The organism is Winslowiella arboricola (genome assembly GCF_025527015.1).
Classification (GTDB): domain Bacteria; phylum Pseudomonadota; class Gammaproteobacteria; order Enterobacterales; family Enterobacteriaceae; genus Erwinia; species Erwinia arboricola.
This window is the reverse complement of sequence record NZ_JAODIM010000041.1, coordinates 404,651-421,005: the sequence shown is the minus strand read 5'-3', so window position 1 is coordinate 421,005 and position 16,355 is coordinate 404,651. Positions and strand designations below refer to the sequence as shown.

16 protein-coding genes and 1 pseudogene are annotated in these 16,355 nt (G+C 54.4%); 10 read left to right on the top strand and 7 right to left on the bottom strand.

Annotated elements, in window-relative coordinates:
- Positions 1-22: 22 nt before the first annotated feature.
- Positions 23-871 carry a sugar phosphate isomerase/epimerase family protein gene (locus tag N5923_RS13725; RefSeq protein ID WP_267141524.1) on the bottom strand — a complete coding sequence of 283 codons (849 nt, stop codon included), beginning with the start codon at positions 869-871 and terminating at the stop codon, positions 23-25.
- Between the two features lie 215 nt (positions 872-1,086).
- Between N5923_RS13725 and N5923_RS13720 the strand changes: the two are divergent.
- Both N5923_RS13720 and N5923_RS13715 read left to right on the top strand, forming a co-directional pair.
- A pseudogene (locus N5923_RS13720) lies at positions 1,087-1,188 on the top strand (nickel/cobalt efflux protein RcnA); the annotation flags it as partial.
- Between the two features lie 171 nt (positions 1,189-1,359).
- Positions 1,360-2,631: a Glu/Leu/Phe/Val family dehydrogenase gene (locus N5923_RS13715; protein ID WP_267141525.1), complete on the top strand. Its 1,272-nt coding sequence runs from the start codon at positions 1,360-1,362 to the stop codon at positions 2,629-2,631.
- 115 nt (positions 2,632-2,746) lie between these two features.
- On the opposite strand, the gene N5923_RS13710 is transcribed toward N5923_RS13715, so the two are convergent.
- Both N5923_RS13710 and N5923_RS13705 read right to left on the bottom strand, forming a co-directional pair.
- Positions 2,747-3,826, bottom strand: a complete 1,080-nt coding sequence (locus N5923_RS13710) for a porin (RefSeq protein ID WP_407704451.1) — start codon at positions 3,824-3,826, stop codon at positions 2,747-2,749.
- 134 nt (positions 3,827-3,960) lie between these two features.
- Positions 3,961-4,881 (bottom strand): DMT family transporter, encoded by a 921-nt coding sequence (locus N5923_RS13705; protein WP_267141564.1) that lies wholly within the window; start codon positions 4,879-4,881, stop codon positions 3,961-3,963.
- A 272-nt stretch (positions 4,882-5,153) separates the two neighbouring features.
- Here N5923_RS13705 and N5923_RS13700 point away from each other — a divergent pair, with 272 nt between their 5' ends.
- The 5 genes from N5923_RS13700 to nac are packed head-to-tail and all read left to right on the top strand — an operon-like array spanning position 5,154 to position 9,403.
- The gene (locus tag N5923_RS13700) at positions 5,154-5,993 is read left to right on the top strand and encodes a transporter substrate-binding domain-containing protein (RefSeq protein WP_267141527.1); all 840 of its coding nucleotides are present in this window, start codon (positions 5,154-5,156) and stop codon (positions 5,991-5,993) included.
- A gap of 9 nt (positions 5,994-6,002) precedes the next feature.
- Positions 6,003-6,707, top strand: coding sequence for a 5-oxoprolinase subunit PxpB (gene pxpB / locus N5923_RS13695; protein ID WP_267141565.1), 705 nt, complete (start codon positions 6,003-6,005; stop codon positions 6,705-6,707).
- Positions 6,704-7,690, top strand: a complete 987-nt coding sequence (locus N5923_RS13690; protein WP_267141528.1) for a 5-oxoprolinase subunit C family protein — start codon at positions 6,704-6,706, stop codon at positions 7,688-7,690. Before pxpB ends, N5923_RS13690 begins: the two co-directional genes overlap by 4 nt.
- 26 nt (positions 7,691-7,716) lie before the next feature.
- The gene (locus tag N5923_RS13685) at positions 7,717-8,487 is read left to right on the top strand and encodes a 5-oxoprolinase subunit PxpA (RefSeq protein ID WP_267141529.1); all 771 of its coding nucleotides are present in this window, start codon (positions 7,717-7,719) and stop codon (positions 8,485-8,487) included.
- A 16-nt stretch (positions 8,488-8,503) separates the two neighbouring features.
- Positions 8,504-9,403, top strand: a complete 900-nt coding sequence (gene nac, locus N5923_RS13680; protein WP_267141530.1) for a nitrogen assimilation transcriptional regulator NAC — start codon at positions 8,504-8,506, stop codon at positions 9,401-9,403.
- A 102-nt stretch (positions 9,404-9,505) separates the two neighbouring features.
- Here nac and N5923_RS13675 read toward each other — a convergent pair whose 3' ends face one another.
- Complete coding sequence (locus N5923_RS13675; protein WP_267141531.1) at positions 9,506-10,663, bottom strand: MFS transporter; 1,158 nt, start codon at positions 10,661-10,663, stop codon at positions 9,506-9,508.
- A 28-nt stretch (positions 10,664-10,691) separates the two neighbouring features.
- A complete protein-coding gene (gene hisN / locus N5923_RS13670) occupies positions 10,692-11,477 on the bottom strand; it encodes a histidinol-phosphatase (protein ID WP_267141532.1) in 786 nt (261 codons plus the stop codon).
- Between the two features lie 70 nt (positions 11,478-11,547).
- On the opposite strand from hisN, the gene N5923_RS13665 reads away from it, so the two are divergent.
- A complete protein-coding gene (locus N5923_RS13665; protein WP_267141533.1) occupies positions 11,548-12,318 on the top strand; it encodes a DeoR/GlpR family DNA-binding transcription regulator in 771 nt (256 codons plus the stop codon).
- Between the two features lie 33 nt (positions 12,319-12,351).
- Here the strand turns inward: N5923_RS13665 and N5923_RS13660 are convergent, their stop codons facing one another.
- Together N5923_RS13660 and N5923_RS13655 are read right to left on the bottom strand one after the other, a co-directional pair.
- Positions 12,352-13,092 carry an SDR family NAD(P)-dependent oxidoreductase gene (locus tag N5923_RS13660; protein ID WP_267141534.1) on the bottom strand — a complete coding sequence of 247 codons (741 nt, stop codon included), beginning with the start codon at positions 13,090-13,092 and terminating at the stop codon, positions 12,352-12,354.
- Positions 13,055-14,257: a pyridoxal phosphate-dependent aminotransferase gene (locus N5923_RS13655; protein WP_267141535.1), complete on the bottom strand. Its 1,203-nt coding sequence runs from the start codon at positions 14,255-14,257 to the stop codon at positions 13,055-13,057. Before N5923_RS13655 ends, N5923_RS13660 begins: the two co-directional genes overlap by 38 nt.
- A gap of 389 nt (positions 14,258-14,646) precedes the next feature.
- Between N5923_RS13655 and N5923_RS13650 the strand changes: the two genes are divergently transcribed.
- Entirely contained in the window at positions 14,647-15,552 is a 906-nt protein-coding gene (locus N5923_RS13650) for an ABC transporter permease (protein WP_267141536.1), read from the top strand.
- Positions 15,549-16,352: an ABC transporter permease gene (locus tag N5923_RS13645; protein ID WP_267141537.1), complete on the top strand. Its 804-nt coding sequence runs from the start codon at positions 15,549-15,551 to the stop codon at positions 16,350-16,352. The genes N5923_RS13650 and N5923_RS13645 overlap by 4 nt, the downstream gene beginning before the upstream one ends.
- Positions 16,353-16,355 lie beyond the last annotated feature (3 nt).

Sequence of the window (16,355 nt, the reverse complement as noted above, 5' to 3'; positions counted from 1 at the left end):
CGCCAGCCAGTTCGGCAAAATCTTACTTTAACGTCTTCTCTAAGTAACGTTTGCCGGCAGTAATAACAGAACGCGGATCTTTTGGCAGATCGTGTTCAACAATATACCAGCGGGTGCCTGCCTTCTCTGCGGCCGGTAAAATCTCATTCCAGGCCAGAATACCGCTGCCCGCCGGTGCAAAGTTCATCTCATCATCGCGTACGCCGATGGAGGCATTATCTTTGGCATGAATGGCAAAGATGCGGCCCGGATATTTCTGCAGGAAACGTACCGGATCCTGACCACCGCGTGATACCCAGGCGACATCCAGCTCAACCTGCAAGTTCTGCGCGCTGGCGTTATCTAGCATAATTTCCAGCGCGGTTTTGCCGCCATACTTCTTCATTTCAAAATTATGATTATGGTAACCCAGCTGCATACCCTGTTTTTTCAGCGTTGCGCCAAGTTTATCCAGCCGCTGACCCATCTGTTTCCAGCCTTCAGCGCTATCCGGTCTCTCATCCAGCGTCAGCCAGGAGACGATAATGGTGTGGTTATTAATCGCCTGATTAAAATCGATAATTTTCTGCGTTCCGGCTTCCAGGTCGGCAAGATGAACATGATCGGAAGTGACTTTAAGCTGGTACTTGTTCAGCAGGGCGTTTAATTGCTGCGGGCTGACGCCCTGATCGCTGACAATCTCAATCGCCTTAAATCCGGTATCATGCGCCATGGCGTATTGCTGCTCCAGAGAGCCGACATTACGCAGTGTATAGCCCTGTAACGCGATCTGATCCTGCGGCGCGGTCGCCGCGATGGCAGAGAGAGTGGATGCCGATAACAGCAGCAGTAAACCTGACAGCCGTTTGCCAGACACAAATCTTGATAGCATATTGATCTCCAACTTTTTTTGACTTGGTTATGGTTAAAGTAATCGATTACTTTTAACTTGCCATCTAAAGTAATCGATTACAATTGGTCTTAAGGTTGATTGTGCGACTCAATATCAAAAATGAGATCTGGGTTGGGGTTTAATGGAGATAAAACGATGGCAAGATGCTGGGTAGCCGGACGTGTTTCGGCTATATATTTAACTGGCGGTACATTTTTGGGACTTTGGATCGACACGCACCCTATTTCTCCAGCTTACTTATCGCCATTGTCAGCCTGTATATGGCTTATCATGGTATGAAGGGTATTAATCTTTAATTCCCGCCAGCGTTAATGCGATTTTCCGCAGGGTAGCGACCCTTTTACCGGTAAATTGATTCGCGATTATATAGTTTTTGGTTATGACACTATCACTAACTCCTGCAGGTCGCCGCAGCCGGTTTCCCGTAACCTGACCTCCTTTCGATACATTTAAATCGGAGGTTAGCATTGTCAGCACTCTCATATGTCAGCGGTGACCATCACTCTGCATGGTCCACTTATCTTGCACAGGTTGAACGCGTGGTGCCGTTTCTCGGTGAGCTGGAACACTGGGTCGATACTCTGCGTCATCCGAAACGCGCGTTAATTGTCGATATTCCACTGGAAATGGATGACGGCAGCGTGCGTCATTTTGAAGGCTATCGCGTGCAGCATAATCTGTCGCGCGGGCCGGGAAAAGGCGGGGTGCGTTTCCATCCTGATGTCACGCTGGAAGAAGTGATGGCGCTGTCGGCGTGGATGACCATCAAATGCGCCGCGCTGAATCTGCCTTTTGGCGGCGCCAAGGGCGGTATTCGTGTTGATCCCCGCCAGCTATCGGTAAAAGAGCTGGAGCGTCTGACCCGCCGCTATACCAGTGAAATTGGAGTGCTGATTGGTCCGCAGCAGGATATTCCGGCACCCGACGTCGGCACCAATGCGCAGGTAATGGCCTGGATGATGGACACTTATTCGATGAATGTCGGCGCGACCACCACTGGCGTGGTTACCGGCAAGCCGGTGCATCTTGGTGGCTCACTGGGACGGGTAAAAGCCACCGGACGCGGCGTATTTGTCACCGGGTGCGCCGCAGCCGCGAAAATGGGACTGGCGATCGCCAGCAGCCGGGTGGCTGTGCAGGGATTTGGTAACGTGGGCAGCGTCGCGGCTGAGCTGTTTTATCAGCATGGCGCAAAGGTTATCGCGGTGCAGGATCACAGTGGCACGCTGTTTAATGCACAGGGTATCGATATTCCGGCGCTGCAAGCCTGGCAGGCGGCGCAGGGCAAAATCAGCGCGTTTCCCGGCGCGGATAATATCGATGACAGCGCTTTCTGGTTGCAGGACATTGATATTCTGGTGCCGGCGGCGCTGGAGGGGCAAATCACCGCTGAGCGGGCGCAGCAATTAACCTGTCGCCTGGTGCTGGAAGGGGCCAATGGCCCGACGCTACCGCAAGCCGATGATATTTTGCGTGCGCGAAATATCATCGTGATACCGGATGTGATCTGCAATGCCGGTGGGGTAACGGTCAGTTATTTCGAGTGGGTACAGGATTTCTCCAGCTTTTACTGGAGCGAAGAAGAGATCGACCAGCGGCTTGATACCATTATGAAGCATGCGCTGGATGCGGTATGGGAAAAAGCGCAGCAACTGAATGTGACCTTGCGTACTGCAGCCTATGCAGTGGCCTGTGAGCGGATTCTGCTGGCGCGAAAAGATCGTGGACTCTATCCATAAGCACGGGCGGCGAAAACGCCGTCATTATGCAGCATGCCAATCATTGACACGGGCGGCGAAAACGCCGCCCCTACAGTTTTTGTAGGGGAGCCGTTTTCGGCTCCCGCGTTTAACATCAGAACTGATAAACCAGCGCCAGCGCAACCTGATCGTCGCTCGCCAGCCCCAGTTTATTATTCTCATTGATCTGATTAATCTTCCATGCCACGTAAGTCTTCATATTTTTATTGAAATAATAAGTGATGCCAGGCTCGATAAATTTCAGCACATATTCATCACCTAAACCTTCAATATCTTTTGCTTTGGTTTGCACATACGCAATCGAAGGGCGAATGCCGTTCAGGAACTGGTATTGCAGTGTCGCTTCAAAGGTTTCCGACTGATTGGCAAACCCGCTTTCGCCGGTGTTGCTGTTGCTAATCGCATACGCATTACGTGTCTGGCCGTAAATAGCGGCAAAATACCACTGATTGGCATCGTATTTGCTGCCCACTGTCCAGCTTTCGCCTTTCTTGCCATTGCCATAAACGCCATCCGCATTTTGCGCATCGGTGCGATCCAGGCTGGCATAACCCCCGGCAAAGCTGACGCCAAAGTCGGTATCGTAGCTGACGGAACTGGCCCAGCCGTCGCCGTTGGCGCGCGAGATGCTGTCGCGGTCGTTTTTACCCTGGTATTGCAGACCGAAATTTAAACCGTCGACCAGACCAAAGAAACCACGGTTACGATAAGTGGCGACACCGGTCGAGCGGCCACGCAGAAAACCGTCAGCGGAGCCGGTAGGGCCGCCAAATTCTGGCAGCATATCGGTATAAGCGATGGCGTCGTACACCAGGCCATAGTTACGGCCATAGTCAAAGCTGCCATAGTCGCCGAATTTCAGGCCAGCAAACCCTAAGCGGGTTTTATTATTGCTGTTGGCGTCACTGCCTTCACTGTTATTCGCCTGAAACTGATATTCCCACTGACCGTAGCCGGTTAAGGAATCATTAATCTGCGTTTCACCTTTAAAACCGATACGTATATAGGTTTGATCGCCAGCCAGACTGTCATCGCTGGAGAAGTAATGCATGCCCTGCACCTTGCCATAAAGATCCAGTTTATTGGCATCTTTATTATAAATTTCGGCGGCCTGGCTTGTCCCGGAGGTTAATAAAATTACTGCCACACAGACTTTATTTATACGCTTCATCATCGTCCTGTTTTTTCATTGAGTGAGATTAACAACATGAAAATCGGATATCGCTTGTCATAGCAAAGGCGAATTTTTATTGAGAATAAAGTGTGGTCATTATTATTATGGATATAACAATCGGGATATTTCCCTCCTTAATTCACGCTGCGTACAATACGCGGTTTACGTGTGCGGTGTTCGCTCCAGACGGTGAAAATACCGGCTGTCGCCACAATTGCCGCCCCAATGACGGTGGTTGAAGTCGGCAGACTGCCGAGGAAAAAATAACCAATCAGCATCGACCACACCAGCGTGGTGTAATCAAACGGCGCCAGCAGCGAAGCATCGGCATAGCGCAGGCTGAGGGTGATCAGAATTTGCGCCATACCGCCAAAGAAACCGCAGCCAGTCAGCAGCAAAAGCTGGGTGGTGTCGGGCACTTCCCAGCCAAAGAATATCGTCGCCATGCCGATCAGCATGGTCATTAACGAGAAATAAAATACAATGGCGCCAGGTTTTTCGACTCCATTTAGAAAGCGAATTTGTACTGAAGAGGTCGCCGAGCAAAACGCCGCCAGCAGGGCGAAAATAACCCCGATCGTGGCGCCGGTATCGGTTGTGGCACCGGAAAAAAAAGACCCGCTGGCATTCAAATGCGTCGAGAGCATAACTATGATCCCGGAGAAACCAACGATTACTGCCAACCAGCGGGAGAAGCGCACACTTTCTTTCAACAAAATGGCCGCCATGATGACGGTAAATAATGGCGCGGCATAACTGATGGCGGTGGCATCGGCCAGAGAGATATAGACTAACGCCAGATAATTAAAATACATACCGCCGGTGCCGGAAAAGCCCCGAATTAAATGGCCGAAGATATTTTTGGTTTTAATCAGCTGAAGAATATTGCCCTGAAACTTTAACCAAATCAGTAACGGGAATAAGGCGACAAATGAGCGGAAAAAGATCACTTCACCAGTCGGGATCGCGCCGTCCAGACCTTTTACACATGCCAGCATTAATGTTGCGCACAGGGCGGCCATAATCTTCAGCAGCACACCCATTCTGGAATTTATCTTCAACCTGTCTCTCGCTTTATTACCGTGATGGAAATCCTCCCTACCTTAGAGTGCAGCTATGACCGGCGGTTAAGATAATTTTGTTCTGCCCGGATAGTTTTTGCTTATAGCCGGTTTGCGCGCTGCGGTGGTGGTTTTTCAGTCATACAAAATGCATATCACCATACAGGGTTTACCTCTTATACAAGCCAAATTGCAGCTTATATAGTCAGACCATCGTGCCAGGGGATACTTCCGCCACTGCTAAATACCATTTCGGGGAAAAACAAATGAAACTGAAGTTACTGTCTTGCACCATGCTGGCGATGCCACTGATGATGACTTTCCCGGCGGCGCATGCTGATGCGCTGTCTGATATTCAGGCACGCGGTCAGTTAAATTGCGCAGTCTATTCCGATGTTCCCCCATTTTCGTCTCCGGATCCGCAAACCCGCCAGCTGGTGGGCATGGATGTCGATCTCTGTACCGCGCTGGCCAGCAAAATGGGCCTGAAACTCAATCTGATGCCAACCTCGGTTGAAGCACGTATTGCGGTGATTGCCACCAAACGTGCCGATGTGCTGGTCGCCAACCTGGCGTACACCAAAACGCGCGGTAATCAGATTCAGTTCAGCGACCCCTACTATGTGGCGAAAGAGATGCTGGTGGTAAAAAAGCCAAACGTGGATAAAACCCGCGCCGACTTTAAAGGCAAACGCATCAGTGCCACCAAAGGCACCACATCAGAGCAGTCTATCTATCTGGCGGGCGCCAAAGCGGTAACGTTCCAGGATTCTGCCTCGGCTTTCCTCGCGTTGGAGCAGAATAAAGTGGTGGGCTTTGTCACTAACACCATGACCGGCATTAAAATGATTTCGCAGGCGCAAAAAGACGGTATTGAACTGGGCATGATTAAAGAACCGATGGCGCTGGAACCGATTGGGGTCGGCATGTCGAAGGAAGAACCTGCGCTGCTGGCGAAAGTGAATACCAGCCTGAAAGCGATGGATGATGACGGCACCATCGACAAAATCTGGGATAAGTGGATTGGGCCAAAAACCGAATACAAAATGATTCGTGAAGAGAAGGTTCAGCCGTTATCCAGCCTTAAATTCGAACCTCTGGAATAACCCATGACGATGCTGTCTGGTGAGGCGCCTTCCCGCGCCTCGTTTATTCTTGCCGGCCACGGCGATAAGGTAAAGATTTCTACCATCGGTAGTCGGGCATGGCTGGTTGAAGCGCCGGGAGATTTCGATCTGCCGGCCCAGCGCCGTATCTGGTCGCTGGCTGCCTTGCTTGAGTCGTGTGCCGATGTGGAATCCCTGATCCCCGGCGTGACGAATCTCCTTGTCTTATTCCGTCAGACCCCGGTTGATTATGACGCCACGCTGGCGCTGTTAAACGAGCTCTGGCAGCAGGCGCAGGCGGTCAATCCGCGTGGCAAGCTGATTGAAATTCCGGTGATCTATGGGGGTGAACATGCCACCGATCTTGCTGCCGTCTGTCAGCACACCGGACTCTCCGCCGCAGAGGTGATTCGTCGCCATGCGCAGGGCAGTTATACAGTGTTTGCGCTGGGTAGCGCGCCGGGCTTTGGCTATCTGCATGGTCTCGATCCGACTATCGCCACGCCGCGTAAGAAAGTGCCTTCGCTGAATATGCTGAAAGGCACCGTCACCATTGGCGGCGCGCAGGCGGGGGTGTCAGCCTTAACCGGGCCGAATGGCTGGAACGCGATTGGTTTTGCCGAATTAAATGTGTTTGACCCATGGGCGGAGAACCCGGCACTGATGGCTCCGGGAGACAGCGTGCGCTTTTTAGCCGAAAGGATTGAGCTGTGATTGAGATTATCAAAACCGGTGCGCTAAATACGGTACAGGATCTGGGACGCAGCGGCTTTCGTCATATGGGCGTGTCGGTCAGTGGCGTGATGGATCCGCTTGCGCTGCGTGCGGGTAATATTTTGCTCGGCAATGATGAGAATGCCGCCTGTCTGGAGATCCAGCTGTTTCCGTTCCGCGTGCGTTTTCTGGCGGATACCAGTATTGCGCTGACCGGCGCTGACTGCCGGGCAAAGCTGGATGGCGAAGCGCTGCCGCCGTGGTGGGGTTGTGCGGTAAAACAGGGGCAGGAGCTGGAGCTGAATTTTCCGCGCCACGGCGCGCGTAGCTATCTCTGTGTGGCGGGCGGTATAGATGTGCCGCTGGTGATGGGGTCGCGCAGCACCGCGTTGCGTGGCAGCTTTGGCGGTCACGAAGGGCGCTGGTTGCAGAAGGGCGATCGTTTACCGCTGGGTGAAACGCAGGCGCTGCCGCTGCCCGCCAGCGGCATGGGTATCGAACCCCCGGCGGTGGCGATGGCGGCCGCTTTTCCCTGCAATGCCGATGGCGTCATCCAGCTACGGGCGATTCCGTCCGGTGAGTATGAACTGTTCGCCGCCGATCACGCACGCTTCTGGCAGCAGCAGTGGCAGATATCGAATCAAAGTAACCGTACCGGCTATCGCCTGTCGGGTGAGCCGATTTTGCCCTCCAAAGTGGTCGAAATGCGCTCCTATGGTCTGGTGCCGGGCATTGTGCAGGTTCCGCCTGCCGGTGAGCCGATTATTCAGCTTAGCGACGCCAATACCGCCGGGGGGTACCCGAAGATGGCGGGGATTATCGAAGAGGATTTATGGCGTCTGGGTCAGGTTCAGCCCGGCCAGTATATTCAGCTGATTAAAAGTGATGCGCGCGAAGCGATTAGCGTGGCCGCGGAGATTCAGCGCTGGCTGACGCGCCTGCGTGACAGCTGTCTGCCAATGAAAAAAGTCGTCGGTCTCTGACCGTTGTCAACTGTGAGTGAATCCTGATGAAGATCGATGTGAACTCCGATATGGGTGAAGGTTTTGGCGTTTATCAGCTGTGTGATGACGCGTCGCTAATGCAGGTGGTCTCTTCCGCCAATATCGCCTGTGGTTTCCACGCCGGCGATCCGGATATTATGACGCGTATGGTGCGGCTGGCGAAGCAGCATGGCGTTGGTATTGGCGCGCATCCGGGTCTGCCGGATCGTCAGGGATTCGGGCGCAAAGAGTTGCCGTTTAGCGCCGATCAACTCTGCCAGCAGGTGGTGTATCAGCTCGGCGCGCTAAGCGCCATTGCGCGTGCCGAAGGCGTGCGGGTGGCGCATGTCAGTTTTCATGCGGCAATGGGCAATATGATTAACCGCGATCTGGCGCTGGCGCAGCAGGTGATGCAGGCGATTGCACGTATCGATCCTGAACTGATTATCTTTTCCCAGCCCGACACCTTTGTTGAGCAGGCCGCCAAAGCCTGCGGATTAAGCACCCTGACGATTTTTCTCGCCGACCGCGCCTACGATGCGCAGGGACAGCTGGTGCCCAGAGGGGTTGCCGGATCGGTGATTAAAGAAGAGTCGGCGGTACGCGCCCGTGTCCGCCAGTTTTTACTGGAAGGCACGGTAACCACCTTTGATGGTCAGCGCTATCCGGTTCGCGCACGATCGATTTTGATCCACAGCGATACGCCGGGATCGGTTGAACTGGCCGGTATCGTACGCAGTGAAATTGAAGCCAATGGCGGCACCGTTGCCCCGGCAGCAGAGGTTATCGCGCAATAACCCAGCGGAGAGGCAGATGAACACCCGGCGACTGAAATCATTTATCACCATTGTGGATATGGGCAGTATCACCCGGGCGGCGGATGCGCTGCATATTGCGCAACCGGCACTCAGCCAGCAGCTGGTATCGCTGGAGGAGCATTTCAAACGCAAACTGCTGATTCGCAGTCAGCAGGGTGTGGTGCCGACCGAAGCGGGCAAGGTGCTGTACAGCCATGCCAACGCGATTCTGCGCCAGCTGGGCCAGGCGGAAACCGATGTGCTGGATGCCGGACAGGCGCTCTCCGGCCGCGTATCCGTTGGCCTCGCGCCGTTTAGCGTCGCCGCGACGTTATCAATGTCGTTATTAACTGAAATGCGTAAGCGTCATCCCGGTATTCTGCTGCATCTGGTGGAGAGCGTCGGCCAGGCCTACAGCCAGCTGATATCCAACGGTCATCTGGAAATTGCCCTGCTGCATGGCAGCGGCGGCATTAAGGGATTGCATTATGAACCGCTGCTGGTGGAAGAGTTTTTCTTTGTTGCCCATGCGGATTTTGATTTTGACGATGAAGGCGGGCCGGTAAATGTCAGTCAGCTCAGCAGTTTACCGATGCTACTGCCCCCAGCTTATAACTTTGTCCGTCGCGCAATTGATAATGCTTTTAACCAGAATGGCGCATCAATGAATATTGTCGGTGAGCTGGAAGCGGTGAAAAGCATTGCGCGTGCGGTTGATGCCGGTCTCGGCGTGACGATTATGCCAAAAGCGATTGCCGAACGTATTCAGTCGGAATCGCGTGATGTGATTATTCGTTCTCTCGCCGGGCCGCAGATCGCCGAGACGCTATCGTTATGCATCTCCGATCGCACGCCGATGTCTGAGCCTGCCGCGGCGGTAAGAGAACTGCTGCTGGAGCTGACGTCGGGATTGTGACAGGTGAAACATTTGGCCAGGGCGGCGAGAACGCCGCCCCTACAATCATCCTGATTCAGAAACTGGCTCGGGCGGCGAGAACGCCGCCGGTTAGCCGCCGACTTACATCTTCACCCGCCGCGCCCCCCAGGCCACCGCCAGCAGCATCAGCGCCACCAGCAGAAAAGCCAGCGGCAGCGTACTGATATGGGCAATGAAACCGATACTGGCTGGCCCGGCAAGCACTCCCATATAGCCCAGTGTGGTAATCGCCGGTATTGCCACCGCCTGTGGCATACTGGTTTGACGCCCGGCGGCGGAAAACATCACCGGCACAATATTGGCGCAGCCGATACCAATCAAGCCATAGCCTGCCAGCGAGAAAATCCAGTGCGGAACAAAGACCGGCAGGGCGAGTCCGGTTGCCGCGATAATCGCGCCAGCGACAACCACCGGATAGCTACCGAAGCGCGCAACAATACGGTCGCCGGTTAAACGCCCAACCGTCATCGTAGCGGCGAAGCAGGCGAAGCCCAGCCCACCGAGCGCATTCGGCATATCACGGTATTCGATCAGAAATACGGCACTCCAGTCGAGCACCGCGCCTTCCGCCAGAAACGAGGCAAAACAGATGGCGCCGATAATCAGTACCGCTCCGCGCGGAAAAGCGAATGCCGGGCCTTCTGCCGGATTGGCATAAGTCAGCAAGCCGCTGAGCGTGATCAGCAACATCACCAGCAGCAGCACGGCAGCGACCAGGGTGGCAGCAAATGGCGACAGCCCAAGCGACATCATGCCGCTCATCGCTGCGGCGCCGCCAATACCGCCGACGCTGTAGAAACCATGGAAACCGGACATAATCGGTTTCGTCGCCGCTTTTTCCACAATAATTGCCTGCACATTCATCGCGCAATCGGTCACCCCAATGCCGACGCCAAAGCCCAGCAACACCAGCGCCAGAATGGCACCGTTGCTAATGACCGGCAGCAGCGGCAGTAATAACACAAAGATCAGCACCGAAACCACCAGCACCGCCCGGCAGCCGAAACGGGTGGTCAGCGCGCCGGTTAATGGCATTGCCACCAGCGCGCCACCGCCCAGACAAAGCAGTAATAGCCCGAGCGTGCCATCATTGACGCCGGTATTCAGTTTGGCAAAAGGCACCAGCGCGGCCCAGGCGGCGGTGGCAAATCCCGCCATAAAAAACATCAGCCGGGTGGCGCTCTGTTCGCGCTTCGCCGGAGCCCACTGCTTTTCAACTGCATCAGAAACATCAGACATTTATCGGGTTTCCCTTACCGGGTGAATGTTAACCATTAAGAATAGTCAGTACCTGCTGGTGTAGCGCCGGACAACCGCTCGCCACCACTGCGCCACCTTTCTCCGCACGCTGACCGTCCAGAGTGGTCACCACACCGCCAGCCTGTTCGATAATCGGGATTAATGCCACGATGTCGTAGGGTTGCAGTGAAAATTCGACGCAAATATCAATCTGCCCGGCAGCCAGCATCGCCGTGGCATAGCACTCGCCACCGTAACGGGTCATTAGCACCTGCTCGCTGAGCTTAGCGAAGTTAATTTCACTGTGCATACCCGCCGGTTTCGGCGCGGTGGTATGCAGAATCGCCTGATCGAGGCTAATACCCTTGCGCGTCTGTAACCGTTGTTTACCCTGCGCGCTGCTGCTCCATGCCTGCTGACCATCGGCCCAGAAGCGTTCGCCAGTAAACGGCTGGCTCATCATCCCCATAATCGCGCGACCATTTTCCATCAGTCCCGTCAGGGTGCCCCACACCGGCAAACCACACAGGTAAGGCCGGGTGCCATCAATCGGATCCAGCACCCACATCAGCGGTCCTTCGCCGCTGATACCGAACTCTTCGCCCATAATCGCGTGCTGCGGGTAATATTGATTGATCAACTGACGCATGACCTTTTCCGCTTCCCGATCGGCTTCCGTGACCGGATCAAAGCGGAATCCCGCTTTGGGCTTAGATGCAATATGTTGCAACTGATGACGGTAACGCGGCAGTGTTTCCTGACTGGCGGCATCCGCCAGCTGATGCAGGAAAGAGAGTTCAGGCAGTTGGCTCATTGACTCGACCCCTTCGTCAGATTAAAGTTATGCTCAGTTTTGCTCGATCAAGGTATTGTGAGGAAGTTTTATGCTCGATTATGCAGCTTTTCCCCAGCAGCGACAATCCCTGATTCGTCAGAAACTGCTGAATGAAGGTCGGGTAACAGTGACAGGCCTCGCGGCAGAATTGCAGGTTTCGGAACATACCATCAGGCGGGATCTGCAGGAGCTGGCGCGCGAAGGAGTCTGTAAAAAGGTCTATGGTGGCGCTGTCAGTATGGTGAAAGAATCTGACAGTTTTATTAACCGCAGCCTGGCAATCAGCGCTGAAAAACAGCGGATCGCCAGTGGCTGCGCCAGTCTGGTCAAGGATGGCGGCTCTGTTTTTATTGACGCCGGATCCACGAATCTGGCGCTGGCCCGTGCGTTGCCGGAGCATCTGCAGCTGACGGTGGTCACCAATTCACCGTTGATTGCGGTGGAACTGATGCGCTATCCGCATTACGAAGTGATTATGCTTGGCGGGCGGGTGCAGCCGCAGACCGGCGGCAGTCTTGGCGTCACACCGCAAAGTCAGCTGAGCGATATCTGGTTCGATCAATGTTTTCTCGGCGGCTGTGCTATGGATGCTGAAGCGGGAGTGACGGTATTTGATTTTACCGACGCCGAGTTTAAACGAACCGTGGTTGCGCGTAGCAATGAGATTATTATTGCGCTGACAGCGGAGAAGATCCCCGGCATTGCACGCTACTCGGTGGCGCAATGCGCTGATATTGCGATTATGGTGGTGGATAAAGGGATCGCCGCAGAGAAGCTGACGGCGTTTACCGGGAAAAATATCAGGATTGAGCGGGTCTGAAACATCGGGCGGCGTTCTCACCGCCCGGAGTGACTAAAGCATCGCTTCTTTACGGCAGTTAATCAGCAGTTCCGCCACCGACAGATTGTTCGGCAGGCGTAACAGCAGTTCGACCATTTCCGCTAAATCTTCCGGTTGGGTCATCTCTTCACGTGTCACTTCGGTTTCACCGGCGGTCATATCGGTCGCGATATAACCCGGGCAGAGCGCAGTAGCGCGCACGCCCTGATCCCAGCACTCCTGACGGATACCGTGCGTCAGCGCCACCACGGCAAATTTGGTCATCGCATAGCCGACATTACTGCCGACCCTGCGCCCGGCCAGTGATGCGACATTAATAATGCGACCATTACCACAGCTAAACAGCGACGGCAGGGCGGCGCGACTTAAGCGCAGCGGTCCTTTCACATTAATCTGCCACATATCATCCAGCGCGCCTTCATCCTCATCCATCACCCGCACCCGGGGATTAATCCCGGCGCAGTTTACCAGCGCATCGATACGGCCATACTGTTGCAGGGTCGCCGCCACCCAGGCTTCGCCGGATCCCGCGACTGCGGCGTCATACTGACAAACGGTTAAGCGCTCGCGTGGTGCAAGGGCGTCCGGGTTGCGCACCCCGGCGCAAACGGTAAATCCTGACTTAAGTAAACGCTCGGTAATATGCAAACCGAGGCCTCTTGCAGCCCCGGAAACCATTACCACACGTTGAGCCGTGTCGAGCATGGTTTTCTCCTCAGTGAATGCCAGCGCAGAAAGCAGCGATGCGGTCACAGCCTTCCTGCAACATCTCCATGCTGGTGGCGTAAGAGAGGCGGAAGTAAGGGCTCATGCCATAAGCTGCGCCCTGCACGGTAACCACATGCTGCTCTTCAATCAGCGCCAGTACGAAGTCCGCATCATTGCTGATCGGACGGCCACCGGCGCTGGTTTTGCCGATAAAGGCGGCGATATTAACAAACAGATAAAACGCGCCCTGCGGTTTATGGCAGCTCAGGCCATCGACCGATGTCAGGCGTTCCAGCACATAATCACGGCGCTGACGGTAAATTTCTGCCCGCTCTTTCAGCAGATCCTGCGGGCCATCCAGCACCGCAACCGCCGCCGCCTGGGTCAGGGTGGTGACACCACCGCTGTTCTGGGTGTTGACGTTGCTCATTGCTTTAATCAGGTCTTTCGGCCCGCCACAGAAGCCCAGACGCCAGCCGGTCATGGAGTACGCTTTCGATACGCCGTTAACCGTCAGTACGCGATCCAACAGGCGCGGTTCCACTTCCGCCAGCGTATAAAAAGTGACGTCATCGTAGATCAGATGTTCGTAGATATCGTCGGTCATAATCCACACTTGCGGATAGCGCAGCATCACTTCGGCAATCGCCTGCATCTCAGCGCGGGTGGCGACCGAACCGGTCGGGTTGCTGGGATAATTCAGCAGTAACCATTTGGTTTTTGGTGTAATCGCTGCCTCTAAATCCGCCGGATAAGGCTTAAATCCATTCTCCTGCGGACACGCGACCGGCACCGGGATGCCACCAGCAAACTTCACGATATCGGCATAGCTAATCCACGACGGCGTCGGGATCACCACTTCATCACCGGGGTTAATGGTGGCCAGAATCGCATTAAAAATAATCTGCTTTGCACCGCCCGCCGTCAGAATCTGGCTGATGTCATAGTCCAGATTGTTGTCACGTTTGAATTTACGCTGGATTGCCGCGCGCAGCGCCGGAGTGCCATCGGTCGGAGGGTAACGCGTATCGCCGCCACGCGCCGCGGCATAGGCGGCTTCGGTTGCGTGTTCCGGCGTCGGGAAGTCAGGTTCGCCAGTGGAGAGACCAACAACATGCACGCCCTGGGCGGCAAGGTCACGCGCCTTCTGGGTCATGGCAACGGAGGCAGAAACGGTAACATTCTTTAAGCGATCGGCGATATCAGGCATGGTGCTGGATTCCAGAAGTCATCAGTCAGTGAGAATTAGCGTGCAGACGCAGTGTCAGGGAGAAGGGTAATGATGAAAGGGTTAAACAATCCAATAGCGCTTTGTTGTGGTGACATAACACAAAACAATATCTGCGGTTAAATCGCTGCTTTATCACAGGGGAATCGCGCCTTATCTCCATAACGGGATAAGGTTGCCACATAATGAAAATGTATTGGTCATTACGCAGTGAATCATATTACCGTTTTGTGACGACGAAAATTATAGAGTAATTCATTTTATTCAATGAGTTATAAAAAGGTCGCGGCTTTTCTGTTCCTACACTCATGCTTACGCTGGCGATTGACAGCCAATCGCATAAAGATATTAGCTTGCTCACAGGAAATCCGATGACTGATATTTCTGCGCCAATGGTTCGAATAAAAAAAAGATTAACCTTCTGGCAATCTCCGGCCTGGTTAATTTTACCTTTACTCGTCTTTCAGCTGTTTTTCTTTTTTGCGCCTGCGGTTCGGCTGATGTTTTTTAGCGTGATGACGCAAACGCCGGACGGAAATATCGCTGCGCCTTATACCTTCGAACATTATCTGCATTTCTTTCAGGTGGCGTTATATAGCGATGTGCTGATCAATACCTTACGTATCAGTGTGATTACCGCCCTGATTGCCGCGCTGCTGGCTTACCCGGTCGCCTCGGTGCTGGTGCGCGGCAACACCACGGTTTCACGCATTATGACGCTGATGATTATCGCTCCGCTGGCGGTCAGCGTGGTGGTGCGCGCGTACGGCTGGCAGTTAATTTTAAATAATGGCCCTGGTGGCTTAGTCAATTACGTGCTGCTGCATCTGGGGATAATCGATCGTCCTGATTCGCTGATGTTTACCCAATGGGCGGTGATCATCGGCTCACTGCATATTTTCTTTCCGATGATGGTGCTGCCGCTGGCGTCGGCGCTCGGCAAAATTGACCCCAATCTGCAATCGGCGGCGCGCACCCTTGGCGCACCGCCCTGGAGTGTTTTTCTGCGTGTGACGCTGCCGCTGAGCCTGCCCGGACTGGTGGCGGGGATGACGCTGGTGTTCTCGCTGGCGGCGGGATCTTATGTGATACCGGCGCTGATTGGCGGGCCGCGATCGCAAATGCTTGGCAACCTCGCCGAGCAGCAGATTGTCGCGGTGTATGACTGGCCGTTTGGCGCCACCATCGCCACTATCCTGGTGTTTATTGTGATTGTGGTAAATACCCTGTCGATGAAGTTACTGGGCGGACGTCGTGTGCCGGGAGATCGCAAATGAATAACAGCTTAAGCGGTTTTGGCGGCTGGGTGTTGTACGGCATTGCCGCCGCAATGATGATTTTTATTATCACGCCGATTGTGCTGATTGTGGTGATCTCGTTTTCGGATGGCTATTTCGTCAGCTTCCCGCCAACCGGTTTTACCCTGGAGTGGTACAGCAAGGTGCTGGCAAACGAGGAGTTTATTGAGGCGCTGCTGTTCAGCACCGTACTCTCGATCGGCACCACGCTGTTATCGCTGCTGCTTGGCGTGCCCGCTGCTTTTGCGCTGGTGCGCGGCAATCTGCCGTTCTCCTCGATGTGCAAAGGCTTACTGCTGTCACCGCTGATCTTTCCGGTGCTGATTACCGGACTGGCGCTGTTACAGCTGTTCTCCGGTTATGGCTGGAGCAATGTAAAACTCAATCTGCTGCTGGCGCACACCGTAGTGACCACGCCGTATGTGGTGCGCACGGTGTTAACCAGTCTGGAACTGGTTAATCCCAGCCTCGAAGAGGCAGCGCGCACCCTGGGCGCCAGCCGCTGGGCGACCTTCCGCCAGGTGATCTTCCCGCAGATTGTACCGGGCGTCACCTCGGGCGCCATCTTCTGCTTTATGGTCTCTTTCGATAATTATCCGGTCTCGATGTGGCTGGCTGACTCACAGAACACGCCGGTGCCTGTGGTGCTCTACCGCCAGATTGGCACCGTTTTCGACCCATCAGTGGCCACCATGTCCACATTAATAATTGTCCTGGCAACGGTAGTCGTACTGGCTCTGGAAAAGCTGGTTGGTCTGCGTCGCGCTATGGCTGCATAACTT

What these genes read in the sequence shown, in the direction of transcription:
- N5923_RS13725 (WP_267141524.1), bottom strand. Translation starts at nt 871, where the DNA reads ATGCTATCAAGATTTGTGTCTGGCAAACGGCTGTCAGGTTTACTGCTG.
- N5923_RS13710 (WP_407704451.1), bottom strand. Translation starts at nt 3,826, where the DNA reads ATGATGAAGCGTATAAATAAAGTCTGTGTGGCAGTAATTTTATTAACC.
- N5923_RS13700 (WP_267141527.1), top strand. Translation starts at nt 5,154, where the DNA reads ATGAAACTGAAGTTACTGTCTTGCACCATGCTGGCGATGCCACTGATG.
- pxpB (WP_267141565.1), top strand. Translation starts at nt 6,003, where the DNA reads ATGCTGTCTGGTGAGGCGCCTTCCCGCGCCTCGTTTATTCTTGCCGGC.
- N5923_RS13685 (WP_267141529.1), top strand. Translation starts at nt 7,717, where the DNA reads ATGAAGATCGATGTGAACTCCGATATGGGTGAAGGTTTTGGCGTTTAT.
- nac (WP_267141530.1), top strand. Translation starts at nt 8,504, where the DNA reads ATGAACACCCGGCGACTGAAATCATTTATCACCATTGTGGATATGGGC.
- N5923_RS13675 (WP_267141531.1), bottom strand. Translation starts at nt 10,663, where the DNA reads ATGTCTGATGTTTCTGATGCAGTTGAAAAGCAGTGGGCTCCGGCGAAG.
- hisN (WP_267141532.1), bottom strand. Translation starts at nt 11,477, where the DNA reads ATGAGCCAACTGCCTGAACTCTCTTTCCTGCATCAGCTGGCGGATGCC.
- N5923_RS13665 (WP_267141533.1), top strand. Translation starts at nt 11,548, where the DNA reads ATGCTCGATTATGCAGCTTTTCCCCAGCAGCGACAATCCCTGATTCGT.
- N5923_RS13655 (WP_267141535.1), bottom strand. Translation starts at nt 14,257, where the DNA reads ATGCCTGATATCGCCGATCGCTTAAAGAATGTTACCGTTTCTGCCTCC.
- N5923_RS13650 (WP_267141536.1), top strand. Translation starts at nt 14,647, where the DNA reads ATGACTGATATTTCTGCGCCAATGGTTCGAATAAAAAAAAGATTAACC.
- N5923_RS13645 (WP_267141537.1), top strand. Translation starts at nt 15,549, where the DNA reads ATGAATAACAGCTTAAGCGGTTTTGGCGGCTGGGTGTTGTACGGCATT.